This is a genomic window from Gordonia sp. PvP123 (assembly GCF_040547295.1).
In the GTDB taxonomy this organism is placed as follows: Bacteria; Actinomycetota; Actinomycetes; order Mycobacteriales; family Mycobacteriaceae; genus Gordonia; species Gordonia terrae.
Genome location: NZ_JBEPPN010000007.1, coordinates 203,275 through 228,949, shown reverse-complemented (window position 1 = coordinate 228,949; position 25,675 = coordinate 203,275). Strand labels below are relative to the sequence as shown.

23 protein-coding genes are annotated in these 25,675 nt (G+C 68.4%); 12 read left to right on the top strand and 11 right to left on the bottom strand.

Features of this window, described 5'->3' with window-relative positions:
• Positions 1 to 19: 19 nt before the first annotated feature.
• Positions 20 to 1,234, top strand: a complete 1,215-nt coding sequence (gene glgC, locus ABIC25_RS15810) for a glucose-1-phosphate adenylyltransferase (RefSeq protein ID WP_086534567.1) — start codon at positions 20 to 22, stop codon at positions 1,232 to 1,234.
• On the opposite strand, the gene ABIC25_RS15805 is transcribed toward glgC, so the two are convergent.
• From ABIC25_RS15805 to cofD, 3 genes are read right to left on the bottom strand one after another with little or no spacing between them, the layout of a single operon-like run.
• Entirely contained in the window at positions 1,231 to 1,827 is a 597-nt protein-coding gene (locus ABIC25_RS15805; protein ID WP_004019236.1) for an NUDIX hydrolase, read from the bottom strand. The two genes, glgC and ABIC25_RS15805, sit on opposite strands and share 4 nt — an antisense overlap.
• Positions 1,824 to 3,173 carry a coenzyme F420-0:L-glutamate ligase gene (locus ABIC25_RS15800; RefSeq protein WP_354562178.1) on the bottom strand — a complete coding sequence of 450 codons (1,350 nt, stop codon included), beginning with the start codon at positions 3,171 to 3,173 and terminating at the stop codon, positions 1,824 to 1,826. Before ABIC25_RS15800 ends, ABIC25_RS15805 begins: the two co-directional genes overlap by 4 nt.
• Positions 3,170 to 4,207: a 2-phospho-L-lactate transferase gene (cofD, locus tag ABIC25_RS15795; protein WP_004019238.1), complete on the bottom strand. Its 1,038-nt coding sequence runs from the start codon at positions 4,205 to 4,207 to the stop codon at positions 3,170 to 3,172. The genes ABIC25_RS15800 and cofD overlap by 4 nt, the downstream gene beginning before the upstream one ends.
• Positions 4,208 to 4,887: 680 nt before the next feature.
• On the opposite strand from cofD, the gene ABIC25_RS15790 reads away from it, so the two are divergent.
• Complete coding sequence (locus tag ABIC25_RS15790; protein ID WP_180819320.1) at positions 4,888 to 5,151, top strand: WhiB family transcriptional regulator; 264 nt, start codon at positions 4,888 to 4,890, stop codon at positions 5,149 to 5,151.
• A gap of 88 nt (positions 5,152 to 5,239) precedes the next feature.
• Here the strand turns inward: ABIC25_RS15790 and ABIC25_RS15785 are convergent, their stop codons facing one another.
• Positions 5,240 to 5,761 (bottom strand): metallopeptidase family protein, encoded by a 522-nt coding sequence (locus ABIC25_RS15785; RefSeq protein WP_004019240.1) that lies wholly within the window; start codon positions 5,759 to 5,761, stop codon positions 5,240 to 5,242.
• A 121-nt stretch (positions 5,762 to 5,882) separates the two neighbouring features.
• On the opposite strand from ABIC25_RS15785, the gene ABIC25_RS15780 reads away from it, so the two are divergent.
• The 3 genes from ABIC25_RS15780 to manA all read left to right on the top strand — a co-directional run bounded on the left by ABIC25_RS15780 (position 5,883) and on the right by manA (position 8,949).
• The gene (locus tag ABIC25_RS15780; protein ID WP_354562176.1) at positions 5,883 to 6,392 is read left to right on the top strand and encodes a DUF3499 domain-containing protein; all 510 of its coding nucleotides are present in this window, start codon (positions 5,883 to 5,885) and stop codon (positions 6,390 to 6,392) included.
• 116 nt (positions 6,393 to 6,508) lie between these two features.
• Positions 6,509 to 7,666 (top strand): hypothetical protein, encoded by a 1,158-nt coding sequence (locus ABIC25_RS15775; RefSeq protein WP_004019242.1) that lies wholly within the window; start codon positions 6,509 to 6,511, stop codon positions 7,664 to 7,666.
• Positions 7,663 to 8,949: a mannose-6-phosphate isomerase, class I gene (manA, locus tag ABIC25_RS15770; protein WP_354562175.1), complete on the top strand. Its 1,287-nt coding sequence runs from the start codon at positions 7,663 to 7,665 to the stop codon at positions 8,947 to 8,949. Before ABIC25_RS15775 ends, manA begins: the two co-directional genes overlap by 4 nt.
• 31 nt (positions 8,950 to 8,980) lie before the next feature.
• On the opposite strand, the gene eccE is transcribed toward manA, so the two are convergent.
• A complete protein-coding gene (eccE, locus tag ABIC25_RS15765) occupies positions 8,981 to 10,696 on the bottom strand; it encodes a type VII secretion protein EccE (protein ID WP_354562173.1) in 1,716 nt (571 codons plus the stop codon).
• Between the two features lie 224 nt (positions 10,697 to 10,920).
• On the opposite strand from eccE, the gene eccB reads away from it, so the two are divergent.
• A complete protein-coding gene (gene eccB, locus ABIC25_RS15760; RefSeq protein ID WP_354562172.1) occupies positions 10,921 to 12,417 on the top strand; it encodes a type VII secretion protein EccB in 1,497 nt (498 codons plus the stop codon).
• A gap of 23 nt (positions 12,418 to 12,440) precedes the next feature.
• Here the strand turns inward: eccB and hpxO are convergent, their stop codons facing one another.
• Entirely contained in the window at positions 12,441 to 13,598 is a 1,158-nt protein-coding gene (gene hpxO, locus ABIC25_RS15755; protein ID WP_354562171.1) for an FAD-dependent urate hydroxylase HpxO, read from the bottom strand.
• Positions 13,599 to 13,707: 109 nt separating this feature from the next.
• Positions 13,708 to 14,334, bottom strand: a complete 627-nt coding sequence (locus ABIC25_RS15750) for a TetR/AcrR family transcriptional regulator (RefSeq protein ID WP_064570663.1) — start codon at positions 14,332 to 14,334, stop codon at positions 13,708 to 13,710.
• 118 nt (positions 14,335 to 14,452) lie between these two features.
• Between ABIC25_RS15750 and ABIC25_RS15745 the strand changes: the two genes are divergently transcribed.
• The 5 genes from ABIC25_RS15745 to nrdF all read left to right on the top strand — a co-directional run bounded on the left by ABIC25_RS15745 (position 14,453) and on the right by nrdF (position 19,675).
• Positions 14,453 to 15,010, top strand: a complete 558-nt coding sequence (locus ABIC25_RS15745) for an NAD(P)H-dependent oxidoreductase (RefSeq protein ID WP_354562170.1) — start codon at positions 14,453 to 14,455, stop codon at positions 15,008 to 15,010.
• A 396-nt stretch (positions 15,011 to 15,406) separates the two neighbouring features.
• Positions 15,407 to 15,640 (top strand): redoxin NrdH, encoded by a 234-nt coding sequence (locus tag ABIC25_RS15740; protein WP_004019249.1) that lies wholly within the window; start codon positions 15,407 to 15,409, stop codon positions 15,638 to 15,640.
• A gap of 200 nt (positions 15,641 to 15,840) precedes the next feature.
• Complete coding sequence (nrdI, locus tag ABIC25_RS15735; RefSeq protein ID WP_004019250.1) at positions 15,841 to 16,308, top strand: class Ib ribonucleoside-diphosphate reductase assembly flavoprotein NrdI; 468 nt, start codon at positions 15,841 to 15,843, stop codon at positions 16,306 to 16,308.
• Positions 16,309 to 16,402: 94 nt separating this feature from the next.
• On the top strand, positions 16,403 to 18,595 hold the full coding sequence (nrdE, locus tag ABIC25_RS15730) for a class 1b ribonucleoside-diphosphate reductase subunit alpha (RefSeq protein ID WP_354562317.1): 2,193 nt from the start codon (positions 16,403 to 16,405) through the stop codon (positions 18,593 to 18,595).
• 75 nt (positions 18,596 to 18,670) lie between these two features.
• Positions 18,671 to 19,675, top strand: a complete 1,005-nt coding sequence (gene nrdF, locus ABIC25_RS15725) for a class 1b ribonucleoside-diphosphate reductase subunit beta (RefSeq protein WP_004019252.1) — start codon at positions 18,671 to 18,673, stop codon at positions 19,673 to 19,675.
• A gap of 19 nt (positions 19,676 to 19,694) precedes the next feature.
• On the opposite strand, the gene ABIC25_RS15720 is transcribed toward nrdF, so the two are convergent.
• Complete coding sequence (locus tag ABIC25_RS15720) at positions 19,695 to 20,504, bottom strand: SWIM zinc finger family protein (protein ID WP_354562169.1); 810 nt, start codon at positions 20,502 to 20,504, stop codon at positions 19,695 to 19,697.
• Positions 20,501 to 23,503 carry a DEAD/DEAH box helicase gene (locus tag ABIC25_RS15715; RefSeq protein ID WP_354562167.1) on the bottom strand — a complete coding sequence of 1,001 codons (3,003 nt, stop codon included), beginning with the start codon at positions 23,501 to 23,503 and terminating at the stop codon, positions 20,501 to 20,503. The genes ABIC25_RS15720 and ABIC25_RS15715 overlap by 4 nt, the downstream gene beginning before the upstream one ends.
• Before the next feature lie 139 nt (positions 23,504 to 23,642).
• Here ABIC25_RS15715 and ABIC25_RS15710 point away from each other — a divergent pair, with 139 nt between their 5' ends.
• A complete protein-coding gene (locus tag ABIC25_RS15710; RefSeq protein ID WP_239402548.1) occupies positions 23,643 to 23,813 on the top strand; it encodes a hypothetical protein in 171 nt (56 codons plus the stop codon).
• A 9-nt stretch (positions 23,814 to 23,822) separates the two neighbouring features.
• Here the strand turns inward: ABIC25_RS15710 and ABIC25_RS15705 are convergent, their stop codons facing one another.
• Together ABIC25_RS15705 and ABIC25_RS15700 are read right to left on the bottom strand one after the other, a co-directional pair.
• Positions 23,823 to 24,311: a beta-class carbonic anhydrase gene (locus tag ABIC25_RS15705; RefSeq protein WP_354562166.1), complete on the bottom strand. Its 489-nt coding sequence runs from the start codon at positions 24,309 to 24,311 to the stop codon at positions 23,823 to 23,825.
• 140 nt (positions 24,312 to 24,451) lie between these two features.
• Positions 24,452 to 25,492 carry an ABC transporter substrate-binding protein gene (locus ABIC25_RS15700; RefSeq protein WP_354562165.1) on the bottom strand — a complete coding sequence of 347 codons (1,041 nt, stop codon included), beginning with the start codon at positions 25,490 to 25,492 and terminating at the stop codon, positions 24,452 to 24,454.
• Positions 25,493 to 25,675: the final 183 nt, after the last annotated feature.

Here is a 25,675-nt window from a genome sequence, read left to right as displayed (position 1 = left end):
TGGCGGTTAAGTTGGGGGAGTGAGATCTGAGCCGCACGTCCTCGGCATCGTCCTCGCAGGCGGCGAAGGCAAGCGTCTGTACCCGCTGACGATGGACCGCGCCAAACCTGCGGTGCCCTTCGGCGGTGCCTACCGGCTGATCGATTTCGTGTTGTCCAACCTGGTCAATGCCGGTTACGAACGCATTTGCGTGCTGACACAATACAAGTCGCACTCGCTGGACCGGCACATCTCGCAGACCTGGTGGACGTCGGGATTCCATGGCGAGTACATCACCCCGGTCCCGGCCCAGCAGCGGCTCGGACCGCGCTGGTACACTGGCAGTGCCGACGCGATCTTCCAGTCGATGAACCTCATCACCGACGAACGGCCCGAGTACATCGTCGTCTTCGGCGCCGACCACGTGTACCGGATGGACCCGTCGCAGATGGTGGCGGCGCACGTCGAATCCGGTGCCGACGTGACGGTCGCCGGAATCCGCGTCCCGCGCGCCGAGGCGACGGCCTTCGGCTGCATCGACTCCGACGAGAGCGGCAAGATCACCCGCTTCCTGGAGAAGCCGACGGATCCGCCGGGGACGCCGGACGATCCCGAGTCGACGTTCGCGTCGATGGGCAACTATGTGTTCACCACCGAGGCGCTGGTCGACGCGCTGCGCGCCGACGCCGCCGATTCGGACTCCGACCACGACATGGGCGGCGACATCATTCCGGCCTTCGTGCGCCGGGACACCGCGTATGTCTACGACTTCAAGGACAACGACGTCCCCGGTGCCACCGAACGCGACACCGGCTACTGGCGGGACGTCGGAACGCTGGACGCGTTCTACGAGGCACACATGGACCTCGTGTCGGTGCACCCGATCTTCAATCTGTACAACGGCCGCTGGCCCATCCGCGGCGAGACACACAACCTGCCGCCCGCCAAGTTCGTCCAGTCCGGGGTCGCCGAGGACTCGGTCGTGGGATCCGGCTGCATCATCTCCGGGGGCACGGTCCGCAACTCGGTGCTGTCCTCGAACGTCATCGTCGAGGACGGCGCGGTGGTCGAGGGCAGCGTGCTGATGCCCGGCGTCCGCGTCGGAAAGGGTGCCGTCGTCCGTAAAGCGATCCTCGACAAGAACGTCGTGGTGGGCGACGGCGAGCAACTCGGTGTCGACGTGAGCGCCGACCGCGAGCGGTTCTCGGTCAGCGCCGGTGGTGTGGTGACGGTAGGGAAGAACATCCGGGTCTAGCGCGGATGTCCGTCCCGCAAGGCCGCGCCGATGAGTGTCGCGATGTCGTCTCCGGCGTCGTCCGGGAGTGCATCGATCGGCCACCAGCGCAGATCCACCGACTCGTCGCTGCGCACGACGCGCGGTAGTCCGCCGTCGGACGTCGGTGCGGCGATCACCCGGTACCGGACGTCGAGGTGGCGCGTGGGGACGCCCAGCGAGCAGGTGATCGGGTGGGTGTGCAGATGCACGATCCCGCCTCCGGGATCGGCGGGGTCCGCCGAGTCGAGCACGAGGTCGGGCATGCCCGATTCCTCTCGCGCCTCACGCAGCGCCGCGTCGGCGATGGTGTCGTCGGCCGGTTCGCAGTGTCCGCCGAGCTGAATCCACTTGCCGACCCGGGGATGCAGGGTGAGCAGGACGTGCCGGCGGGTGGCGTCGAAGACGATCGCCGAACCCGTCAGATGTCCCGGCGCACTGGCTCGTAGGCATGCCTGCGAGGATGCCGCCAGGAATGCGAGGTACGTGTGACGGAGCGTGTCCTGGTCGGGATCGGATGTGTCCCAATGGGTGAGGGCCTCGACGGCGGATGCGTGCAGCGACTCGGCGGTCACAGCTCGAGTACCCAATCGGCGGTGGGGGCGGGGTCGCGCAGGCCCGCCGGCTCGAGGGGGTGACCGATCGCGACCGCGCCGAGTGGTTCCCAACTCGGCTCGAGGCCGAGGACTCGGCGTACGGTCGGCGCGGCGAAGATGGTCGACCCGATCCAGCAGCTGCCGAGGTCGCGCACCGACAGCGCCGTGAGCAGGGTGGCGACCGCTCCGCCTGCGGCCACGGTGAACATCGTGTGTTCGGCCGTGTTCCGCCGCTCGTCGGGGTACTCGTGAACGCCGTCGGGCACGAGGAACGGGATCACCAGTTCCGGGGCGTCGTAGAGGATCTGGCCGCGCCGCAACCGTTTCTCGATGGACTCGGTTGTCTTGGAATCCGATTCGAGGTCGGCGCGCCACTCCTGCGCCATCGCGTCGAGGAGTTCCCGGCGCCGCGGGCCGGACCGCACCCAGACGAAGCGGACCGGATGCGTGTGGTGCGGAGCGGGGGCGGTGAGCGCCTCGCCGAGCGCGGCACGCAACTCGGCGGGGTCGACAGGCCGGTCGGCGAAGTTCCGCACCGAACGCCGCGTGCGGATGGCCTCACGACGTCCCTGGGCGATCGCCTCCTCGGTCCCGAGGCGGAACAGGTCCTCCTCGTAGGGGCGGATCAGAGCGGCGGCCGTGGTCCCGTCGTCCGCCGGACCGAAGCCGCGGACGACGGCGACGGGGACCGCCGCGAGTTTGCCCTTCACGAGATCGGCCGCCGCGGCGAGTTCGTCGGCCACCGCGATCTCGGTGACGATCAACGGGTTTCCGTAGTCGTCGACACCGCCCTCGTACGGATGGGTCACGGCGATGCCCGACGCGCCGATGGCGACGTCGGTCTGCCCGGTCCGCCAGGCGCGGCCCATCGTGTCGGTGATGATCACCGCGACGTCGAGGTCGGCGACCTCGGCGATGGCGAGTCGGAGGGCCGCCGCGCTGCGGTCGGGGTTCTCCGGGAGCAGTGCGAGCTGGTCGCTGCGTACGTTCGAGCCGTCGATCCCGGCCGCGGCCTGGACCAGGCCCAGCCGGTTCTCGGTGATCAGGGTCCGGTTCTTGCGTGCCAGCACGCGCACCGATTCGTCGTCGACGAGGCGCCGGCGCAACGCGTCGCGCTCCTCGGGGTCGCTCGGCGCGTCGACCATCCGGCCCTCCGCCTTGGAGATGATCTTGCTGGTGACCACCAGGACGTCACCGGACTCGAGCCACGGTGCGGCGGAGAGGATCTCGCGCGCGACGTCGGAGTCGGCGGTGAACTCGGGCAGGCCGGTCACCGGATGGATCTCGAGGTGGCCCGGGGCGCGGTGGTCGGGGCGGGCGGTCACGCGCTGCCCTGGTTGGAGTCGGGGAGCGCGACGTCGACGAGCGCGCACGCCGCGCGCACCATCTGGGCGGTGGAGGCGGGATCGGTCATGAGGAGGGGTGCGGCGCCGATGGCGATGCCGTCGACGGTGGCGTGGTCGCCCTCGGCGATCAACCACCCGTCCAGGATGCCGTTGCCGCTGCGGGCGCCGTAGTGCCCGGCGATGCCCTCTGCCGAGGACTCGACCTCGATCACCGACAGACACTCGTCGGCCATGCCGCGCAGCGGCCGATTGTCGATGACCGGTGAGATACCGACCACCGGGGCCTTCGTCTGCCGCAGCGCGCTGCGCATCCCGGGAACGCTGACGATCGCGCCGATGCTCACGACCGGGTTCGACGGTGCGAGCAGGACGACGTCGGCGTCGGCGATCGCGTCGAGGACGCCGGGTGCAGGTGCGGTGTCATCCGAACCGACCTGCGCGAAACCGAAGGTGGGGATCTGGGCGCGATGGCGCACCCACCATTCCTGGAAGTGGATCGCGACCCGTTCGCCGTCCTCGCCGTCGGGCTTGGCGACCACGACGTGGGTCTCGTGACGGTCGTCGGTCACGGGCAGGAGCCGCACACCGGGATTCCATCGGCGGGACAGCGCGGCGGTGACGTCGGACAGCCGGTACCCGGCATCGAGCATCTGGGTCCGGATGAGATGCGTCGCGAGGTCGCGATCGCCGAGGCCGAACCAGTCCGGATCGGCACCGTAGGCGGCGAGTTCCTCCTTCGCGTGCCAGGACTCGTCGCGCCGGCCCCACCCGCGTTCGGGATCGATCCCGCCGCCGAGGGTGTACATGCACGTGTCCAGATCAGGACAGATGCGGACGCCGTGCATCCACGCGTCGTCGCCGACGTTCACGATCGCGGTGATCTCGTGTTCGCTCGCCTGCCCCCCGGACGAGTCGTCCTGCGGGGCCGGGAACGCCGTCGGCCCGAACAATTCGCGCAGACCGAGGAGGAATCGTGCCCCTCCGACGCCCCCGACGAGTACGGTCACCTTCACAGCAGGTACTCCTTCACACCGCCACTGTAGTGCGCGGTGTGCGAGGGCGGTCAGGGGCTGTCGGCGCGGTCGGGGACGATTCCGACGGGTGCCGGGGTCGGTGTGACATTCACGTCGGGTTGAGGTCAATGTCGTGTCGAGTCACAGCGTTGTCGGATCCTGGTGGTAAACAGAGAATCTTTGACTTCAACTTGACCGCGACCGCCCCGGGCGTGTGTAATCACATCAGTGTCATTCCGAGTTTGAGATCGAGAACCTCTGGATCGAAAACCGCTGGACTTCAACGGATTCGATTGTATGTTCGAACTCGGGTGAGGGTCGGTTCCGGCACTTCGCGGGCCGTCGCTCGGGCGCTGTGTGTGTACGACTGATGTGGGAGTTTCCGCATCCGTAGTACAAGTGGTGTGGCAACAGTGGTGGGTGCGGCGCTACAGGCCGTGTTCGCAAAGGACGCAGAAACTACCAACATCCCGAGCTAGGAGGCGCCGACGATGGCTTTGGAAAACCCGATCGGCAATCCGCTTGAACCACAGAATCGCCCGCAATTCATCGCCGAATTCAATACTCTTGGCCCCGTTGATGATTCGATGATCGGTGGCACCGCCACCTCGTCGGTTGTCGGTGTCGGCACCGACTTAGGGACGCCCGTCGCCGACGACGCCGACCCGGGCCGTCGTCATCTGTCGTTGGTGCCCAACGACTTCGACGATCTCTTCGACGCCGTCGAGGACCAGTGGCAGGACCGCGCCCTGTGCGCGCAGACCGACCCCGAGGCGTTCTTCCCCGAGAAGGGTGGGTCGACGCGCGAGGCCAAGCGGATCTGCCAGGGCTGCGAGGTGAAATCCGAATGCCTCGAGTACGCACTGCACAACGACGAGCGCTTCGGGATCTGGGGCGGCTTGTCCGAGCGTGAGCGCCGTCGCCTCAAGCGCGGCATCATCTGAGTCGGCGGCCCCATCCGGGGATCGCCCGACGCATCGATCGACCTCACTGTCGGCCGGCCGAACGGCTACCGCAGTACTCGACCGCGGATCACTCTGGTCCGCGGTCGATCGTGTCTTCGTCGACGCCCAGGTGGGTCGCCACCTGTTGCACGAGGACCTCGTGGATCAGATCCAGCAACTCGGTGCCCTTCTTGGCCCGGGACTCCAGGGGCCGGCGGAACAGGATGATCTGCGCACGCGTCGGCGCACCGTTCACATCCATCCCGGCGGGAATCAGCCGAGCCAGTGGGACGGCGCCGTCGGCGGTCACCTCGTCGGGCCACTCGACGGTCTCCGGATCGCGCGGCAGCAGCCGCGGGATCTCGTCGACGGCGATGTCGAGGCCGGCGATCTGGTCATGCCACTGCGCGTCGATCTCCGCGAATGCCTCCAGCGCGACCGCGTCGAATTCGTCGGATCGGCTGTTGTGCGCGGGCACCCCCTGGGGGAGCAGCGGCGAGCGAAGTCCACGTCCGCGACGATCACGATGACGCCCCACCCGCCGCCGGCCGCGGCGGGACTCCGGCAGGCCGGAGGAGCCACGTGGAGTCGGCTTCGGGTCGATACGCATGGCGAGAGTGTAGGAGGTCGGGTGAGCCCCTGTCTCCTCCGGCCGCCCGTGTCATCGCCGGCGCCCGCGCCGTGAGCGTGTCGTCGAGGTGGTTGCGAGCGACGAGGGCTAATCTCGTCACGTGAAGCTTCCCCGACTGTGCTGCCGACCCGGCTGCGCCCGATCCGCGGTGGCTACCCTGACCTTCGTCTACGCCGAGTCGACCGCGGTGATCGGTCCGCTCGCGACGTCGCAGGAGCCGCACTCCTGGGACCTGTGCGAGGACCACGCCCGCCGGATCACCGTCCCGCGGGGTTGGGAGATGCTGCGCAGCGAGCGCGGTTTCTCCGCGCCGCCGGCCGAGGATCAGGAGCTGACCGCCCTCGCCGAGGCGGTTCGGGAAGCCGGGGCCGTCGCCGGGGGCGGACGCCCGCGGTATGTCGACCGCGGTCCCATCGACGCACTCGACTCCTTCGAGGACACCCACTTCGCCGACGCTCACCGCGAGGCCGTGGAGGATCGTCGATCGGGGCGCCACCGCGCCGGACCGGTCGATGCACCGTCGCAGCCGGCCGGGGCCCCGCGACACCAGACCCGCCCCCGTCCGGGACGTCGCGGGCACCTTCGGGTACTGCCGGACCCGGTCGACTGACCGGTCACCACCGCGCGGGGGGCGTGGACTCCGTCGACGTCGAGGAGGGACGTCGCCACCGCGACGATGTGCCGTTCCCATGCACACCGACTCCGCGAGCTGGCTACCCTGGTCACATGCGAACCGGTTCCCCCGACCTCGACGACGCCGAGGAGCTGATCTCGGCCGATGTCGACGGTTTGCTGAGAACGGTCGCGCTCGCCGGTGCGCAGGTACGCGCCGTCGCCGAAGCGGTCCGCGAAGGTGTGCTCGCGCCGCTCGCCGAGCTGCGCCCGCGCAGCGTGGTCGTGGTCCACGGGTCCAGCGGGGTGTCGCATCGGGCCACCGAGTTCGCGGTGGCGACGCTGGCGGCCCGGGTGGATGTCCCGGTGGTCAGCGGACCGGTGTTGCCCGGGTGGATCGGGCCGCTGGATGTCGTGATCATCGCCGGCGACGACGCCGGGGACATGGCGCTCGCCGACGCGGCCGCGCGGGCGTTACGCCGGCGGGCAGAGGTGGTGGTGCTCGCGCCGGTGGCCGGTCCGCTCCAGGATGCTCTGGGCGGCAACGGAATCGATCTCGCGCCACGCTTCGACATCGAACCGCGTTTCCGGTTCGTCGGATTCGCGGCGGCGCTGCTCGCGGTGTTCGGGGCGCTGACGCAGGTCCGGTTCACCGGCGCCGTGCCCGTGCTCGACGACCTCGCCGACGCGCTCGACGCCGAGGCCACCACCGGGCATCCGGCACGCGACGCCTTTCACAATCGCGCGAAGTCGTTGGCGCTTCGGGTCCAGGGGCGTCCCACGGTGTGGACCGCGGACAGCCCAGCCGGTGCGGCCATCGCCCGTCACGCGGTTGCCGGGCTCGTCGGCCTGTCCGGGATCGTCAGCGCCGCAGCCGAACTCGCGGATGTCTCGCGGATGGTGCAGCTGCTCGGCGCGCGTCCGGACAGCGGACCCGCCGCCGACTCCATCTTCTACGATCCCGACTTCGACGGACCGCCGCCGGCCCCCGCGCCACGAGTTCAGGTGGTGTCGACCGGCCGGCGGGAGTGGTACACGCGCCAGCGCGTCGCCGGCCTGGGCGAGGTCGATGTGCTCATCGGAGCCGATCGTGCAGAGCAGACTTCGGCCGCCGGGGGCTCGGACGGTCGGGAATGGGACGACCGGCGCCCGGCGCCGGGCGAGGATCCGGTGGCCGACGGCCCGGGGGATGTACTGGATTTCCTGATCGTGGCACTACGGGTCGAGATGGCGGCGGTGTACCTCCGCCTGGTTGGGAACGCGATGCAATGAGGATTATCGACGGTGTGGTGCGCCCCTACGCGTGGGGTTCACGGACGGCGATCGCGTCGATGCAGGGCAGACCCGTCCCGTCGGCGCATCCCGAGGCCGAGTTGTGGTTCGGTTCCCACCCGGCGGGCTCGGCTCGCTGTGTGGACGTCGCCGGGATCCAGCAGGATCTCGTCGATGTGATCGACGCCGATCCGGTCGGCACGCTCGGCGCGGCGAGCACGGCCGCCTTCGGCGAGCGCCTGCCGTTCCTCCTCAAGGTGCTCGCCGCCGAGGAACCGCTGTCGCTCCAGGCACACCCGTCCGCCGAGCAGGCCCGCGCGGGATTCGAACGTGAGAACTCGCGCGGTGTCGGTCTCGAGGCCCGCGACCGCAACTACCGGGACCCGTGGCACAAACCCGAACTGATCGTCGCCACGACCCCGTTCGACGCCCTGGCCGGTTTCCGCCGGCCGGAGGACACCGTCCGGTTGCTTCGTGCACTGCAGGTGAGCGAACTCGACCCGTATCTCGGGATGCTGGCCGGCCAGCCGGATTCCGAGGGGCTGCGCGCGCTGTTCACGACGTGGTTGACGCTGCCCGAGTCCCTCCTCCGTCAACTCGTCCCGGCGGTGCTCGCCGGCGCGGTCACCGTTCTCAGCGGGGGCGAGTCCGAATTCGTTGCCGAACTGCGCACCGTCTGTGAACTCGGAGAGGCCTATCCGAACGACCCCGGTGTCCTCGCGTCGTTGCTGCTCAACAACATTCACCTCGAACCCGGGCAAGGGCTCTATCTGTCCGCCGGCAACCTGCACGCCTACCTCCGGGGTACCGGTGTGGAGATCATGGCGAACTCCGACAACGTGCTGCGCGGTGGACTGACGCCGAAGCACATCGACGTGCCCGAGCTGTTGCGAGTCCTCGACTTCACCCCCGTCGACGTCGCCGACCTGACACCGCAGGTGCGGACGATCGGTGCCGAACGGATCTACCTCACCCCCGCGCCGGAGTTCCGGCTGTCGCGTGTCGAACTCGACGGCACCGGACTCCATCACGCCTCGTCGATCTGCTTCGACATGCCCGGCCCACAGATCCTCGCCGTGCTCAGCGGCGCGGTGGAGGTCCGGCCCGCGGGCGGGGCCCCGCTCACCGTGACGGCCGGACGGGCCATGTGGATCACCGACGACGACCCGGACGTCATCGTCCGCGCGGCCTCGGCTCGCGCGGTCTTCTACCGCGCGCTGGTCCCGGCGGCGGTCACGGCGCATCCCGGACTGACCTCGACGGTGGCCACCGCGGCCGAATGATCCGGCCGCAGACCACGGTCGGTGCTGCGGGTCAGTGCCGGACGGGTGCCGGCGCCGCGGCTGCGGCGGGTTCCGGATAGCCGCCGATCAGGGTCCATTCGTCAGGGGTCGCAACCATCGTGACCAGGGTGGGCCGGTCGCCGGTGTCGAGCGAGATGTCCTGCGGGGTCCGCGGATTCTGCCGCAGTCCCACCGTGGCGCCGTCCGTCGGTTCTCCCAGTCCCGGAGCGACGACGATCATCCGGGTGGTGTCGGGCGCCGGGGAGGGCGGAGTGACCCCGTCGACGATGACCAGGGCCGGGCCCGGGCGGGCGGGCGTGCGGTCACCGGCGAGTGACAGCGCGCTCGGGTCTCCCACGGCGGTGACCACCGGTGTCCACCGGTGCGGGCGGTCGGTGTGCACGCGTACGGCGGCGCCGACCGCGACGGCGCGCAGGGCGATCTGGGCGACGACGTGGATGCCCGCGGCCACCGACACCGTGGAGATACCGGGCCCGACGAGCCGGGTCGCGACCGCACGGCCGGCGTGATCGGCCCCGATCAGCTGTCCGCAACCACCGGCCGGGAGGCGTGCCGAGGCGAGGAACGCGTCCGCCTCCGCTCCGGCGAGTAACGGAACCGCCCGGTCGAGGCGGGTCGAGGTCGAGATGGGGAGACTGGCTGCGAGAGCATCGAATTGGCGACCATCGAGCGGGATCAACCCGGCCGGCCACTCGGTCAGTGCGCGCCGCGCGGCCGGGAATTCGTTGAACCGGACGATCCCCGACACCTCGACGGTCGCGCGTTCACCGCGCCGCCTGCGCTCGGCTGCTCGCGGACGCAACTTCACGGTGACCGTCGTCGAGACCGCGGAGTTGACCCAGACGTCGCGGAGCATGCCGGTCAGCGCGGCCGGTTCGACGGCTGCGCTGCGCATCCGCAGACCCGCCACGCCGATCGAGTCGCGCTCCTCCGACAGCGAGTCGAGGGTCGCCCCCTCGGTCAGCTGCGTCGTGATCGCGGTGATCTGCGCGGCCGACAGAATCGTCGTCGACAGGCCTTGTTCGGCAAGCCTTTTCGCGACGCGGCGGGTGGTCACGGTCGCCGTGCGCAGGGCGCCGGTCGCGCCTCCGCCGCGGCGGGCGACGGCGTCGGCACAATCGAGCGGGTTCAGCCGCAGGACGACCAGAACCGACCGCTGGGCAGTCGCCGACAGCGGACCCAGAGTCCGGTCGTAGGTGGCCGGCGCGACGCCCGAACCCCAGACGCGCACGCCGTGGCTGATCACCTCGATGCTGCTCAGCTGGATGTCGTAGGGGCTGATGCACTCGGCGAGCACACCGAGGGGGACCACCTGGCCCGATTCATCGGCCATCTCGCTGTGCCCGGGGGTCAGATAGGTGACGGCGGGACCTCCCGGGTCCACCCGGACCACCGTCACGAGGGTGTCGCCGACCCATCGCGCACCGATGGTCGTCGGCGCCGTCGAACGACGGGCCGCGGCATGGGTGTTGGGCGCAGACAATGGGATGTCGAAGGGGGCCGGGGCCAGATCGGCGTGGTCGCGACGCATGCGCGCCCACGAGAACGACAGGTGCGCGACGATCCGGCCGAACGCCGACGGCCGATCGCCCAGGTGCACCAGGCCTGCCGAGACGATCACGGCGACACCGAGCGCGGTCGCGCCCCAGACGCTGCCGGACACGGTCCACACGACGAGCCCGATCGCCAGGATCGCCTCGATCAGGACGAGTGTGGGCAGTGCCATCCCACGCGTGTTCCGCTCCACGGTTGCGACCCCCTCGATCACCGCTGCCGACCGCCGTGTGGCACCCACCGAGTGTGTGCACAAGCGGTGGAGCCCCACACGTCAGGGGCATGTTTGTCGGTTAGGCTACTACCGCGCGGCAGGGGGTATGCCGCAGGAGATCACAGCCCGCCCGCCGCCGGACCCGGTCCGGCGCTGTGGGACGGGTGCGGACAGGGGGAGTCGTGGCACGTCAGCTGACGACCAAAGCCCAGGTCAACGGTTATCGTTTCCTGATCAAGCGGCTGGAGCACGCGCTCGTTCGGCGCGACGTCCGGATGCTGCACGATCCCATGCGCTCCCAATTGCAGGCGCTCGTGGTCGGAACGGTGCTCGGTCTGCTCGTCCTCGGCGGGTGCGGGATCTGGGGCCTCATCCGACCGCAGGGTTCGGTCGGCGACGCCACGATCATCGTCAGCAAGAACAGCGGCAGCACCTACGTGCTGATCGAGGACACCCTGCATCCCGTGCTGAACCTCGCCTCCGCGCGGCTGGTGACCGGGAGTTCGGAGTCGCCGACGTCGGTCGGGGACAACAAGCTCAAGCCGTACCCGCGTGGGCCCCTGCTGGGCATCCCCGGCGCGCCGGCCGCCCTGCCGGGATCGTCGCACCCGGACTCCTCGACCTGGACGGTGTGCGATTCGTCCACGGTGTCGGAGGCGCCGACCGAGTCGGTGGAACTGACCGTCATCGCCGAGACACCGCGCCTCGGCGATTCGATCGGGACGGCGCGCCCGGCCGACGCCGTACTCGTCGACGCCGGTGACGAGACCTTCCTCGTGTACCAGTTGTTCCGAGACGGTGTCTGGAGTCCGGTGCGCGCCTCGGTCGACACCGCGAGCGTGCCGGTGATGCGCGCCCTCGGGCTCGAGGGGGTCACGCCCCGGCAGATGTCCACCGGCCTGTTGAACACGTTCCCCGTGGTCGATCCGCTTGCGGTGCCGGAGATCCCGGGTGCCGGGCAACCGGGCGCGGTCGACGGCGTGAGCATCGGCAGCGTCGTCAGATCGGTCGGCGTCGACGACACCACGACCTTTCACCTCGTGCTGCGCGACGGGGTCCAGGAGATCAGTGCCCCGACCGCCGAGCTCATGCGATTGGCCGACTCCGACGCCGCGCCGGTGGCCACTGTCGCACCGGGACAGCTCGCCGCGCTGAAAACCCTGAGCTCAGAACCCGTCTCGGACTTTCCCGAGATCGCTCCGGAGCTGCTGAACGTGAGCGGCGATCCGACGCTGTGCCGCACCTGGACTCGCGACACGGGCGAACCCCGCGCGCAGACCTCGTTGCTCGCAGGTCGCGAGCTCCCACTCGGTTCGGATGCGGTGCCGGTCCGTCTGACCTCGTCCGACGGCGCCGGTCCGAACCTCGATGCGGTCTACGTGCCTCCGGGTTCGGGTGAGTACCTGCAGGTGACCGGCAACGAAGCAGACAGCTCGCGCACCGAATCCCTGTTCTATGTCAACGATTCGGGCGTCCGGTTCGGCATCCCCGACTTCGAGACCGGCGGAATCCTCGGGCTCGGGGACTCCCCGTCCCGCGCCCCGTGGTCGGTCGTGACCCTGCTGGCACCCGGACCGAGCCTGACGCGCGAGAACGCGCTCGTGGCGCACGACGGTCTGGAGACCGCCCGGCTCGAGGCCGGTGCGGAGCGCACCGAGGCGCCGTCGGCAGGCGGATGATCGGCGACGGTGCCGCCGCAGATCTACGTGAGTGGACCGCCGACGATGTTGCCGACGATGCCGCGGATGACGTTCGTGCCGTCCTCGGATCGAAGTTCCTCGTACCAGGCGGCGGTTGCCTCCGGGTCTTTGCCATGCGTGACGTCGCACCGCTTGCGCGCGCGGAGGACGAGGTCGGCGGCCCGCTCGGTACGTGACCTCTCGTAGGCTGTGAGTGCCGCGTGCGGGTCGTCGGCGTGGTCGCGGAAGGCGAACTGCAGGGCGATCGCGTCTTCCATTGCCGAGCAACCACCCTGGCCGATGTCCGGAGTCGTGTTGTGCGCGGCGTCGCCGAGCAGCGCGACGCGTCCTTTGACCCAGGTGTGGAACGGGTCGGTGTCGAGGATCTCCACCCGGTTGGTGGTCTCGGGATCCAGTGCCCGGATCAGCTTCTGGACACCGGGAGCCCATGCCGCGAACTCCTCGGCGAGCACGTCACGCGCCGTGCCGCGTTCGAACGGGGCTCCCTCCGGCATGGTGACGTCGAAGAAGAAGTAGAATCTGTTGTCCGCGACCGGCATCACCGACACCCGACGCGAATCACCCACGTAGGTGGTCCATTCGGTCGCCGGTCCGATCTCCTCGTCGATCGGGACCAGCCCGTTGAAGTTGACGTACCCCGCGTACCGGCGTTCGACTATCCGGCCGAGGACGTAGTCGCGAGCGAGCGATCTCGCACCGTCGGCGGCGATCACGATGTCGCCGTGAGCGGTGCTGCCGTCGGCGAATTCGACGGTGGCGTGTTCCGGACCGTCGTGGACGGCGATCATCTTCTTGCCGAATCGGATCTCGTCGTGACCGAAGGCGTTCATCAGCATCAGCTGGAGGTCAGCGCGTGCGATCGGATACGGACGCTGCCCGACCTCATCGATGAGCGGTGCCATGCTGAAGCGGCACATCGTCTCTCCGGTGAAAGCGTCGACGTAGCTCATCGAGTCGACGATGCCGCCGAGCGCGGCCGTCTCGGCTTCCAGGCCCAGATGATTCAGGCACTTGACCCCGTTGGACCAGACCGAGATCGCCGCGCCCACCGGCCGGTTCTCGGTGACCTGCTCGTACACCTCGACCTCGTGCCCGAGTTGTCGCAACGCGATGGCCGCCGAGGTCCCGCCCATACCGGCGCCGATGATCACTGCTTTCACAGGAACCCAGGCTAGGGGTCCCGGCGCCGCGGCGCGCGACGAGCGTCCGGCACACCGGCCGCGTCGGTCGTCGGCGCGGCGACGTCGCGAGCCGCCGGAAGCAGTGCGGTCAGGACCGGTGGTGGCCGGTGACGAGCGCGGTCACCATCTCCTGCCATTGGTGCGTGATCGTCTCGAGGTCCAGTCCGACGTCCACCAGCAGGTAGCGCACCGAACTCGCCGACAGCGGCGCCTGGACGGTGAGTGCGAGGAAATCCAGCGCGCCGTCGAAACCCAGCTGCCGCAACAGGATCTGCACATGTTGGGTGGATGTGCGGGCCACCGGATGGCTCATGAAGTCCTCGGCGCCCGCGCCGGCCTCCAGCAGGATGTCCAGGTGGTCGGAGGTGAGCTTGAGACGCGCGCGCCCGTAGGCGAGCAGTCGGTCGAGCGGGGGAGCACCGGGACCCAGCGGCTCCGGGCCCGACAGGTACGCCTGCTGGATCTCGGACTCGCTGTGGTCGAGGAGGGCGAGCATGAGTCCGGTCCGGCTACCGAAGCGGCGGAACACCGTGCCCTTGCCCACACCCGCCTCGCGCGCCACGGCCTCCATCGTCACCGCGGCCGCGCCGTGGTGATCGATCAGGTTCTTGGCGGCAGCCAGCAACAGACGCCGGTTACGTGCGGCGTCGGCACGTTCGGTCCCCGAGGGGTTGAGCGAGATGTGGAGCGGGGAGTGGTCGGGCCCATTCGGCACGTGATGAGCGTAACTCTTGACCAGATCCGGAATGAATCGGACCCTGGTCCGGTTAGAGCAAGTCGTAGACGAGGTCTCGCGGACCCCCACGGACCCCTGTGCCATCGAGAGGAATCACATGTCGGAACGAGTCGTCGAACTGGTCGCGCTGGTCGGAAGCCTGCGCGCAGCATCCCTGAACCGTCAGCTCGCCCACGTGGCCGCGGACAACGCGCCGTCGGGGGTCTCCATCACCGTCGTCGACGACCTCGGCTCGCTGCCGTTCTACAGCGAAGATGTCGACATCGAGGATCAGCTCGACGCCGGCGTGGCGAAGCTGCGCCAGGTGGTCGGGGCGGCCGATGGCGTGCTGATCGCCACCCCGGAGTACAACGGCACCATTCCCGCCGCGCTGAAGAACGCGATCGACTGGCTGTCGCGGCCCTACGGCACCGGAGCGCTCACCGGCAAGCCCGTCGCGGTCCTGAGTGCGGCCCTCGGACAGTACGGCGGCGCGTGGACCCGTGCGGACACCCGCAAGTCCGTCGGCATCGCCGGCGGTCGTGCCATCGAGGAGGCTGACCTCGGCCTGCAGGTCGCCGCTCTTCCCGAGGGTGGTCTGACCGATCCGGCCATCGTCGAGAAGGTCGTCGCCTCGGTCTCCCGACTCGTCGACGAGGTCGCTGTCAGCGCCTGATCGCCCGACGACGTCCGACGCCGCGCCCGGCTCAGCCCGGCGCGGCGTCGTCGTGTCCGGGGGTCGACCGCGTGCTGATGTGGATGGGCGGTGGACATGTTGTGGACCGCCTCGGGACAACCTGTGAGCGACACGCCGAACACGCGGCGGACACGCCCGGATTTACGATCGTGCACCGCTCCGACCTGCACGTCTTCCATCAATGTTATTCACAACCCCTTGTGGTGGTCAGAAATGTCAGCCACTAGGTGTAGTGTTTGCGTTACCAGTCAGGCACAAGACGAGAAGCAGCTCGACTCCTCGACAAAGCCGCCGAGATGGTGATCCAGGTCACCATCTTCACGCTGGAAAACCGCACGTCACTGGCGATTCCTACGACCCGAGGAGTACCTCCGAATGTCAATCACCGTCTACACGAAGCCGGCCTGCGTCCAGTGCAATGCCACCTACAAGGCCCTCGACAAGCAGGGTCTGTCCTACGAGATCGTCGACATCAGCGAAGATGCCGAGGCGCGTGACTACGTGATGGCGCTCGGCTACCTGCAGGCGCCCGTCGTGGTCGCCGGCGACGCGCACTGGTCGGGCTTCCGTCCCGACCGCATCAAGGCGCTCGCCACTGCCGCTGCCTGATCCGACGGTCGTCACCATGACGGTGGCGACGTCCGCCGACCGGCGATGTGAACAGCGATCCGACGGGGAAGCCGGATCGCATCGCATCTCCGCAGTCATCGAGGAAATGGTCACGCCGGTCACGGCGTTGATACCGACAGCGCCCGCCAGGACATGACCCCGCGGGCGAGATCCACGAGAACGACCAGGTTGGAGGAGACATGGCGGCAGCCGCATCGCCGTTGATCGTGTACTTCTCCTCCGTATCGGAGAACACCCACCGGTTCGTCCAGAAGCTGGACATGCGCGCCGAGCGCATCCCGCTCCTCGATCGGACCGGTGTTTTCCGTGTCGACGAGCCGTACGTCCTGGTCTGTCCGACCTACGGCGGGGGCAAGGCGACGGGGCAACCCGGCGGCTACGTCCCCAAGCAGGTCATCCGCTTCCTCAACGACGAGCACAACCGATCGTCGATCAGGGGGGTGATCGCGGCGGGCAACACCAACTTCGGTGAGGAGTTCTGCTACGCCGGCGACGTCATCGCACGAAAGTGCCGGGTGCCCTACCTGTATCGATTCGAACTGATGGGCACCACCGACGACGTCGACCGCGTGCGCGCGGGGCTCGCGGAGTTCGCCCAGAGTCCGGCGTTCGCGGCAGGTGTGTCGCTCAGCGCCTCGCCCGCCTGACCCGACGTTCGCGCGTCACCACAGGTTGTCGTACCCCGTCGATACCGTGCCCATCATCGGCCTCAGCCACCACTATCCGCAGGAGTCATCTGTCGTGTCGCCCACCGCCGCCGTCTCGGACACCACTTCAGCCAGCAAGTCGGGCGTGCACCCCGGGCCTGCGGGGCATGATCCCGGAGAGCTCGACTTCCACGCGCTCAACGCGATGCTCAACCTGTACGACGCCGACGGCAAGATCCAGTTCGACAAGGATCGCGAGGCGGCGAACCAGTACTTCCTGCAGCACGTCAACCAGAACACCGTCTTCTTCCACGATCGCGACGAGAAGCTCGACTACCTCATCGAGGAGAACTACTACGAGCCCGAGGTCCTCGCGAAGTACGACCGCGCGTTCGTGAACGAACTGTTCGATCACGCCTACGGCAAGAAGTTCCGGTTCCCGACCTTCCTCGGGGCGTTCAAGTACTACACGAGCTACACGCTGAAGACCTTCGACGGCAAGCGGTACCTCGAGCGTTTCGAGGACCGCGTCTGCATGGTGGCGCTGACCCTGGCCGACGGTGACACCACGCTCGCCCGCAACCTCGTCGACGAGATCATCTCGGGCCGGTTCCAGCCGGCGACGCCGACCTTCCTCAACTCCGGCAAGAAGCAGCGTGGCGAGCCGGTCTCGTGCTTCCTGCTGCGCATCGAGGACAACATGGAGTCGATCGGCCGGTCGATCAACTCGGCGTTGCAGCTGTCCAAGCGAGGCGGCGGAGTTGCGTTGCTGCTCAGCAACATCCGTGAGCACGGCGCGCCGATCAAGAAGATCGAGAACCAGAGTTCGGGTGTCATCCCGATCATGAAGCTGCTCGAGGACTCGTTCTCCTACGCCAACCAGCTCGGTGCCCGGCAGGGTGCGGGCGCGGTGTACCTGCACGCACACCACCCCGACATCTACCGCTTCCTCGACACCAAGCGCGAGAACGCGGACGAGAAGATCCGCATCAAGACACTGTCGCTCGGTGTGGTCATCCCGGACATCACGTTCGAGCTGGCCAAGGCCAACGACGACATGTACCTGTTCAGCCCGTACGACGTCGAACGCGTCTACGGCGTCCCGTTCGCCGACATCAACGTGACGGACAAGTACCACGAGATGGTCGAGGACCGACGGATCCGCAAGACCAAGATCAAGGCCCGCGAGTTCTTCCAGACCCTCGCGGAGCTGCAGTTCGAGTCCGGATACCCGTACATCATGTTCGAGGACACGGTGAACCGGGCGAACCCGATCGACGGCAAGATCACCCACTCCAACCTGTGCTCGGAGATCCTGCAGGTGTCGACGCCGTCGACCTTCAACGCCGACCTGTCGTATGCCGAAGTGGGCAAGGACATCTCGTGCAACCTCGGCTCGCTGAACATCGCCAAGACGATGGATTCGCCCGACATCGGCCAGACCATCGAGACCGCGATCCGGGGTCTCACCGCGGTGAGCGACCAGACCTCGATCACCTCCGTGCCCTCGATCGAGTTCGGCAACAACAACTCTCACGCCATCGGCCTGGGGCAGATGAACCTGCACGGATACCTGGCCCGTGAACGGGTCTTCTACGGCAGCGACGAGGGCATCGACTTCACGAACATCTACTTCTACACGGTGCTGTTCCACGCCCTGCGCGCGTCGAACCGGATCGCCAAGGAGCGCGGCCGGGCGTTCACCGGCTTCGAGAAGTCGAAGTACGCGAGCGGCGAGTTCTTCGACAAGTACCTGAACAAGGTGTGGGAGCCGGAAACCCAGAAGGTGCGGGATCTGTTCGGCCAGGCCGGGATCGCCATCCCGACCCAGGACGACTGGCGCGAACTGAAGGAGGCCGTCCAGCGCGACGGCATCTACAACCAGAACCTGCAGGCCGTCCCGCCGACCGGCTCGATCAGCTACATCAACCACTCGACGAGTTCGATCCACCCGGTCGCCGCCAAGATCGAGATCCGCAAGGAAGGCAAGATCGGCCGCGTCTACTACCCGGCGCCCTACATGACCAACGACAACCTGGAGTACTACCAGGACGCGTACGAGATCGGGTACGAGAAGATCATCGACACCTACGCCGCGGCCACGCAGCACGTCGATCAGGGTCTCAGCCTGACGCTCTTCTTCAAGGACACCGCCACCACGCGCGACGTCAACAAGGCGCAGATCTACGCATGGCGCAAGGGGATCAAGACGCTCTACTACATCCGCCTGCGCCAGATCGCGCTCGAGGGGACCGAGGTGGAGGGCTGCGTCAGCTGCATGTTGTGATCCTCTCCGAGACAACAACTTTCAGTACCTCTAAGACTCCCGGCACCCACCCCACCCGTTAGACGAGGAAGAGTCATGACCTCCACCGCAAGCCACAGCCCCGCCGACGGAGCGCCCATCAAGCTGGTCAGCCGGGTCTCGGCGATCAACTGGAACCGCGTTCCCGACGAGAAGGACGCCGAGGTGTGGGATCGCCTCACCGGTAACTTCTGGTTGCCCGAGAAGGTGCCGGTGTCCAACGACATCCCGTCGTGGGGCACGCTCACCGAATACGAGAAGCAGCTCACCATGCGGGTGTTCACCGGTCTCACCCTGCTCGACACCATCCAGGGCACGGTCGGCGCGGTGTCGCTGATCCCGGACGCGACCACCCCGCACGAGGAGGCGGTGCTCACCAACATCGCGTTCATGGAGTCGGTGCACGCCAAGAGCTACAGCTCGATCTTCTCCACGCTCTGCTCCACCAAGGAGATCGACGAGGCGTTCCGCTGGTCGGAGGAGAACGAACAACTCCAGCGCAAGGCGCAGATAGTCATGGACTACTACCGTGGCGACGACCCACTGAAGCGCAAGGTCGCCTCGACGCTGCTCGAGTCGTTCCTGTTCTACTCCGGCTTCTACCTGCCGATGTACTGGTCGAGCCGAGCCAAGCTCACCAACACCGCCGACCTGATCCGTCTCATCATCCGCGACGAGGCGGTCCACGGGTACTACATCGGCTACAAGTACCAGCGGGCGCTCGAGGTCGAGACCCCGGAGCGTCGTCAGGAACTCAAGGACTACACCTTCGAGTTGCTGTTCGAGCTGTACGACAACGAGAGCGACTACACCGAGGCGCTCTACGACGAGGTCGGGCTCAGCGAGGACGTCAAGAAGTTCCTGCGCTACAACGCGAACAAGGCCCTGATGAACCTGGGCTATGAGGCGATGTTCCCGCGCGACGAGACCGACGTGAACCCGGCGATCCTGTCGGCGCTGTCGCCCAACGCCGACGAGAACCACGACTTCTTCTCCGGGTCGGGCAGTTCATACGTCATCGGCAAGGCCGTCAACACCGAGGACGAGGACTGGGACTTCTAGTCTCGAGTCCCTCGGGATGCTACGAATCGCCAGCGGTGAGGCGGTCGTAGAGGTCGCCGAGTTCGTCGATCGTCTCGGCGATGTCGGCGGGCGCCACACCGGTCGCGCGCAATGCGGCGCGTAGCTCCGCGCCGTCGAGTGCGGTCAGCGGGTTCATCCGCGACGGCGACGGTAGCGGTGGCAGTGTCGAGGTGGTGCCGTAGAAGTCGTCGGGCCGCAACGAGTCCGATGCCCCGGCCTCGTCCGATGTTCGCGTGTCCGCGGGGCGCGAATCGATCTCGGCCAGCAGGGCCCGAAGATCGGTACCCATCACCGTGAGCAGGGTCAGCGGGGTGCGGTCGATCTCGGCGGCCACCTCGTAACAGGTGACGAGCGCGTGGATGCACCGCGGTGCCTCGTCGGGGCAGGTGCAGTCGGTCTCGACGTCGGCGGACTCGGTGGGCACCAGCAGTTCACCCAGCGTCGGTGGTTGCTCACCGCGTGTCAGCAGCATGAGTTCGTCGACGGCGCCCCGTTCTCGGAGAAGGGTCGCGAGCGTCGCGGTGTCGACGGTGCGAGTGGTCAGGATGACGTCGAACGGTTCGAGCTGGGTACCTTCGACCGAAGCGGTCACCTGGCCGGCGCCGATCCGCAGGCCGCGCACATGGCGATCACGGAAGTACCTGCGCGCCTTCGTGATGCGGCGACTGTCGGCAACCGACTCGCCGTCGGAGCCGCGGCCCTCGACGACGTCGACGAAACCGCGCGACCACGAGGTGAGGCCGTAACCGCGGACGGCGATCGTGCCGCGCTCGCCCCGGCGTTGCGTGCCCTTCTTGCGCACCGTCATTCGCTGACCGCCTCGTCGCGCAGCCGGAACAGCTCGAAGAGTTCGTCGTCGGCGAGGTCGGACACCCAGTTCTCACCCGCGGCAACCGTCAGTCGGGACAACTCGCGTTTCTTGGCGATCATGTCGTCGATACGCTCCTCGATGGTGCCGACACAGACGAACCGATGCACCGACACCTTCTGGTCCTGGCCGATCCGGTAGGCGCGGTCGGTGGCCTGGTCCTCGACGGCCGGATTCCACCACCGGTCGACGTGGATGACGTTGTTGGCGGCGGTCAGGTTGAGGCCGGTGCCCCCGGCCTTCAACGTCGCCAGCAGGACCGGTGGCCCGTCGTCGGCCTGGAAGTCGGCGACCATCCGGTCGCGTTCGGTGCGGCCCAGACCGCCGTGGAGCAGCGGGATCTCGGTGCCGAACTCCGCACTCAGCCACGACGAGAGCATGTCGCCGAAGGCGGCGAACTGGGTGAAGACCAGTGCGCGGTCGCCCTCGTCGGCGACCGTGGACACGATGTCGGCGAGCAGTTCGACCTTGCCCGAACGGTGTTCGCCGTCGCGGACGAGGTCGGTGCCGTCGGCGAGGTAGTGCGCCGGGTGGTTGCACACCTGTTTGAGCCGGGTCAGCGCCGCGAGCACGTTGCGGCGTCGTAGCGTCCGTTGCTGTTTGTCCCGTAGTGCTGCCATCAGTTCGTCGATCACCGCGCGGTACAACGCCGCCTGCTCGACCGTGAGGTTGGCCCGGACGGCGAAGTCGGCCTTCTCCGGGAGGTCGGCGGCGATCGCCGGGTCGCTCTTCTCACGTCGCAGGATGAAGGGGCGGGTGATCGCCGAGAGTCGTCGGAGCGCGGCCGGATCGCGGTCTCGTTCGATCGGTTCGGCGTAGCGCGCCCGGAAGACCGAGGCCGACCCGAGCAGACCGGGGTTGACCAGGTCGATGACGGCGCGGAGATCCTCCAGTCGGTTCTCGACCGGGGTGCCGGTGAGGGCGACACGGTGATCGGCAGGGACCGTCCGAACCGCTTTGGCCGCAATGGTGTTCACATTCTTGAGGTGTTGCGCCTCGTCGACGACGATCCGGTGCCAGGGCCGGGACGCCAGCAGCTCGTGGTCGCGCGCCGCGATCGCGAAGGTCGTGACCACGACGTCGACGGAGTCCCGAATCCCGGCGAAGGCGGCGCCGGACTCCCGGGACGGCCCGTGGTGGATCGCCACCCGCAGTGTCGGCGCGAAGCGGGCGAACTCGCGCGCCCAGTTGCCGACCAGTGACATCGGGCAGACGACGAGTGTCGGCTTCGGGGGCTCGTCCTCGGGCGAGCCGGACCGACGGCTCCTCTCATGACACTCCAGCGCGATGACCTGCAGCGTCTTGCCCAGGCCCATGTCGTCGGCCAGCACACCCCCGACCCCGAGCGTCGACAGATGGGCGAGCCAGTCCAGCCCCCGCTGCTGGTAGGGGCGCAGGGTGGCGGCCAAGTCCGCTGGTGGCGTGATGGATTCGGGTCGGAGGGTACCGCCGTCGGCGACGTCGTCGAGCCACGACAGGCCCTCGACGCGCGAGACCGGAACGGGTAGCCGATCCGATTCGCCGGTGACGAGGTTGAACAGCTCGCCGAAGTCGCTCGGCGGTTCGGTCGCGGCCAGTGCGCGCTGGGTGGCGACGAACGCGGCGGCCCGGGTCAACGCGGAACCCTCGGCGCGCATCCACACCCCGCGCACCCGGACCAGGTCGCCCTTCTGCCCGGACAACTCGTCGAGGTCGGCGTCGGTGAGCGTGATGGCGTCGGGTGTGTCGCCGAGAGCCAGCCGCCACTCGAACTCGCGGATCTCCCGCAGGCCGACCATCGCCGCCGGCGCACCGCCGCCGGGCGGGGCGAGTGCGCGCAGCGTCAGGCTCGGGCGGACCTCGGCGATCGTCCGGGGGAGCAGTACCGGGATGCCGGCAGCTCCAAGCGCCGCCGCGCCGGTGGCGAAGAGTTCTTCGGCGACCTCGGTCGGCAGCAGGAAGTCGAGGGAGCCGCGGTCGGGATCGGCCCGGCCGAGATCCGGGAACTCGCGCACGGCCGTCGCCAGTTCGGTCGTCAGCTCGTCGAGCTCGTGGGCGTCGAGCCGGTGCGGTGCGACGGGTTCGACCTGCCCGTCGATGCTCCGTCGGCAGACCTGTAGTCGCCACCGAGCGGGCTCGGCGACCTCGGTGCGGCTCGGCACCTCGAAGGTGTCGTCAGCCCAGGCGTCGTCCCACTGGCCCTCGGCGAGATCGTCGTACTCCGGCTCGTGCAGGCGGAAGATCAGCGAACGATCGTCGCGTGGCGCGCCGGAATTCCATCTCGACCAGCCGCCCGCGGCGGCCGCGAGGCGTTCGGGCGAGCTGGGTGGGCGGGGATCGGCGTCGGGGAGCAGTGCCCGCACGATCGGTGACGCTGGTCGCGGCTCGCCGAGACGGACTGTGGAACGCGCGATGGCAGAACGGCATTCGTGGTCGACGAGTTCGGTGAGGAAGTCGTCGAGGGCTGCCGCGGAACCGCTGTGCAGCAGCGCGTCCGGCGCGCTTCCCACGACGACGGCGTGCCAGCTGCGCCACGTCGGTGTCGCGACGGCGACCCAGCGAACCATCCACTCGCCGGCCACCTGCTGCACCGACGGCACCACCGTGCCGGACCGCACGAACGACCGCGCGCCGTCGAGCAGGTACCGGTACCACCGGACGTCACCCGTCACCGGGACCGACCGCGATGCGTCGAGCAAAGTGACCGCCGACGTCAGACCGAGCGTCGCGGCGCGCACGAACTGCCGTCGATCGTCGGCGTCGACGACGGGGATCTCGCTGCGGAAACGTCGTCCGTCGAGGAGGTCGCGTAGGGGTGGCGGGAGATCGGACACATCGCCGTCGATCCACACCGCCATGCCGACGCCCGGCCGCCAGAGGGCGTGCAGGGGCTCGGCGAGATGAGGCTTCGGGGCAGAGTCCGGGGGAGTCTGACCGCTGGACGGCGAATCATGTGGCATCGAGGATCGTCGGCCAGTTTAGCCGTGGCCTCCGACACCGCCCGGGCGTCGCGCGGCCGGCCGGGCAGCGAGGTGGTTTGTCCGCCCGACTCCTCGGGTATCGACGATCGTCGCAGCCGGCACGAGCACGGAGGTATCGATGGGACAGTCCGACAACCACAAGACGTCCGGGACAGACGCTCCCGAGAAGGAAGTGGAGAAGGACCCGCCCGGCCCGCAGGACCACGGGCGCGAGGGCGGGATGGCCACGCGTGAGAACGCCCCCGAAGCGGTTCAGCGCTCCGAGGGCGGCGGCTCGACGGACGACTAGGTACTCAGGTCAGGACACCTCGCGCAGGAGTCCGGTCGCGACGTCGAAGACGAAGCCGCGCAGCGACGAGGTCTTGGTGACGAACGGGCTGTTCCGGATGCGGGTCAGCGACTGGCGGACGTCGTCGTCGAGGTCACCGAACGCCTCGGCCGACCAGGCCGGCTTCTGTCCGATCTCATCCTGGATCTGCCGTTTGAAGTCGTCGTCGGTGAAGGTCAGCATGCCGCAGTCGGTGTGGTGGATGAGGATGATCTCGGTGGTGCCGAGCAGTCGCTGACTGATGGCCAGCGAGCGGATCTCGTCGTCGGTCACCACGCCGCCGGCGTTCCGGATGACGTGGGCCTCCCCGTCGTTCAGTCCGAGGATGCGGTACACATCGAGTCGGGCGTCCATACAGGCCACCACCGCCACGTGCTTGGCGGGCGGCAGCGGCAGCGGGCCGTCGAAGGTCTTGGCGTATTCGGCGTTGTTCGCGAGGTATTCGTCGGTGACACTCATGCGCCGATCCTGATGTGTCGACGCCGCCCCGGCGAGGGTTAGGACGCCGGTGATCCGAAGTGACCGCGACAACCCGTGCAGATGTAGCGCTTCGTTGCGCCTGGGGCAACGAAGCGCGACACCTGGAGAGGGCGACCCGGTCAGGAGTTCCCGTCGAGTGATCCCTTGACGTCGTTGAGGACCAGCCAGGCGGCGGCGAGCCCCGAGGACTCGTACCAGAGCGCGTCGTCGACCGCGAGCACGCGCTTCCACACGGGTGCCCCGAGACTGAGCCATTCGTCGCTCAACAGGACGTCCTCGCCGTGGGCGAGACCCTTCTCGCCCTCGAAGCTGACATAGATGAGGTCGGCGTCGGCGTCGCGGAAGTTCTCGTCGGTGACGGGGAACGAGTCGGGCACGCGCTGCGGGGCGGGGCGTTGGACGCCGATGTCGCCGAGGACCTGCCCGGCGAAGGTGTCCATCCCGGCGATCGTCTCGGAATCGTCCCCGAATCGCACCAGCGACACCTGCGTGTGGGCGGCATCCATCCGTTGGCCGGTCTTGGTGGCCTCGGTCGTGTACTCGGCGAGCCGGGCCCGACCTGCCTCGCTGCGGTTCACGGCGTCGGCGACCGCCTGGAACTTCTCTTTCCAGGTGCCTTCGGCCGGGATGGTGACGGAAGGGACGCCGGTGAACGGTCGCGCCGAGTCCGCGGTGTCGGCGGTGGTGAGCACGAGGCCGGCGTCGGCGTCGGCGACCGCTGCGGCGTCGGGGGCCGAACCGATGGCCGGGACCGCGGTCAGCTGCGGACCCAGATATGCCGGGACGGAGCCGGGGTCGGCCGCCACCGCGACGACCTCGGGGCCGAGCCCAAGTGCGCAGAGTGCGTCGAGAACGGCGGGGTCGGTGACGACGATGCGTTCGACATCGGCCTGACCGGCATCCGGCGCGGTGGGCGCGAGGCAGGTCGTCGCGTAGTCGCGGTCGGCCGAGACGATGTTCACCTCGGCGACTCGTGTGGTCACGGTGGAGATGGGGGAGCCGTCCGGGGTCGTCAGCGGCTGTTCGCCCGAACAGGCGGCCAGTGCGACCATCGTCAACCCGATCGTCGTCGCCAGGCCCGCGCGTCGGAGGAGGGAGAAGCGGGTGCCGGCGTCGACACTTCTGTCAGCCTCGTTCGCGACCGTGACCCTGCGTTGCACCCGCCCAACCTAGCACCGGCCTCACAGTGCCCGGCGTAGGCTCGGGAGCGCACACCGCGGCACCGGACACCGGCGCCCGGGAGGCTGCTCCGAGAGCCCCGCGCGTCGTCGAAGAAACCGCCGATGAGCACTGCCGATCCGGCGGCTCCGACATCGAATACGACAGATCGTAGGACCCGCTCG

What these genes read in the sequence shown, in the direction of transcription:
- ABIC25_RS15785 (WP_004019240.1), bottom strand. Translation starts at nt 5,761, where the DNA reads ATGCGTATCGACCCGAAGCCGACTCCACGTGGCTCCTCCGGCCTGCCG.
- ABIC25_RS15775 (WP_004019242.1), top strand. Translation starts at nt 6,509, where the DNA reads ATGCGAACCGGTTCCCCCGACCTCGACGACGCCGAGGAGCTGATCTCG.
- manA (WP_354562175.1), top strand. Translation starts at nt 7,663, where the DNA reads ATGAGGATTATCGACGGTGTGGTGCGCCCCTACGCGTGGGGTTCACGG.
- eccE (WP_354562173.1), bottom strand. Translation starts at nt 10,696, where the DNA reads ATGGCACTGCCCACACTCGTCCTGATCGAGGCGATCCTGGCGATCGGG.
- ABIC25_RS15745 (WP_354562170.1), top strand. Translation starts at nt 14,453, where the DNA reads ATGTCGGAACGAGTCGTCGAACTGGTCGCGCTGGTCGGAAGCCTGCGC.
- ABIC25_RS15740 (WP_004019249.1), top strand. Translation starts at nt 15,407, where the DNA reads ATGTCAATCACCGTCTACACGAAGCCGGCCTGCGTCCAGTGCAATGCC.
- nrdI (WP_004019250.1), top strand. Translation starts at nt 15,841, where the DNA reads ATGGCGGCAGCCGCATCGCCGTTGATCGTGTACTTCTCCTCCGTATCG.
- nrdF (WP_004019252.1), top strand. Translation starts at nt 18,671, where the DNA reads ATGACCTCCACCGCAAGCCACAGCCCCGCCGACGGAGCGCCCATCAAG.
- ABIC25_RS15720 (WP_354562169.1), bottom strand. Translation starts at nt 20,504, where the DNA reads ATGACGGTGCGCAAGAAGGGCACGCAACGCCGGGGCGAGCGCGGCACG.
- ABIC25_RS15715 (WP_354562167.1), bottom strand. Translation starts at nt 23,503, where the DNA reads ATGCCACATGATTCGCCGTCCAGCGGTCAGACTCCCCCGGACTCTGCC.
- ABIC25_RS15710 (WP_239402548.1), top strand. Translation starts at nt 23,643, where the DNA reads ATGGGACAGTCCGACAACCACAAGACGTCCGGGACAGACGCTCCCGAG.
- ABIC25_RS15705 (WP_354562166.1), bottom strand. Translation starts at nt 24,311, where the DNA reads ATGAGTGTCACCGACGAATACCTCGCGAACAACGCCGAATACGCCAAG.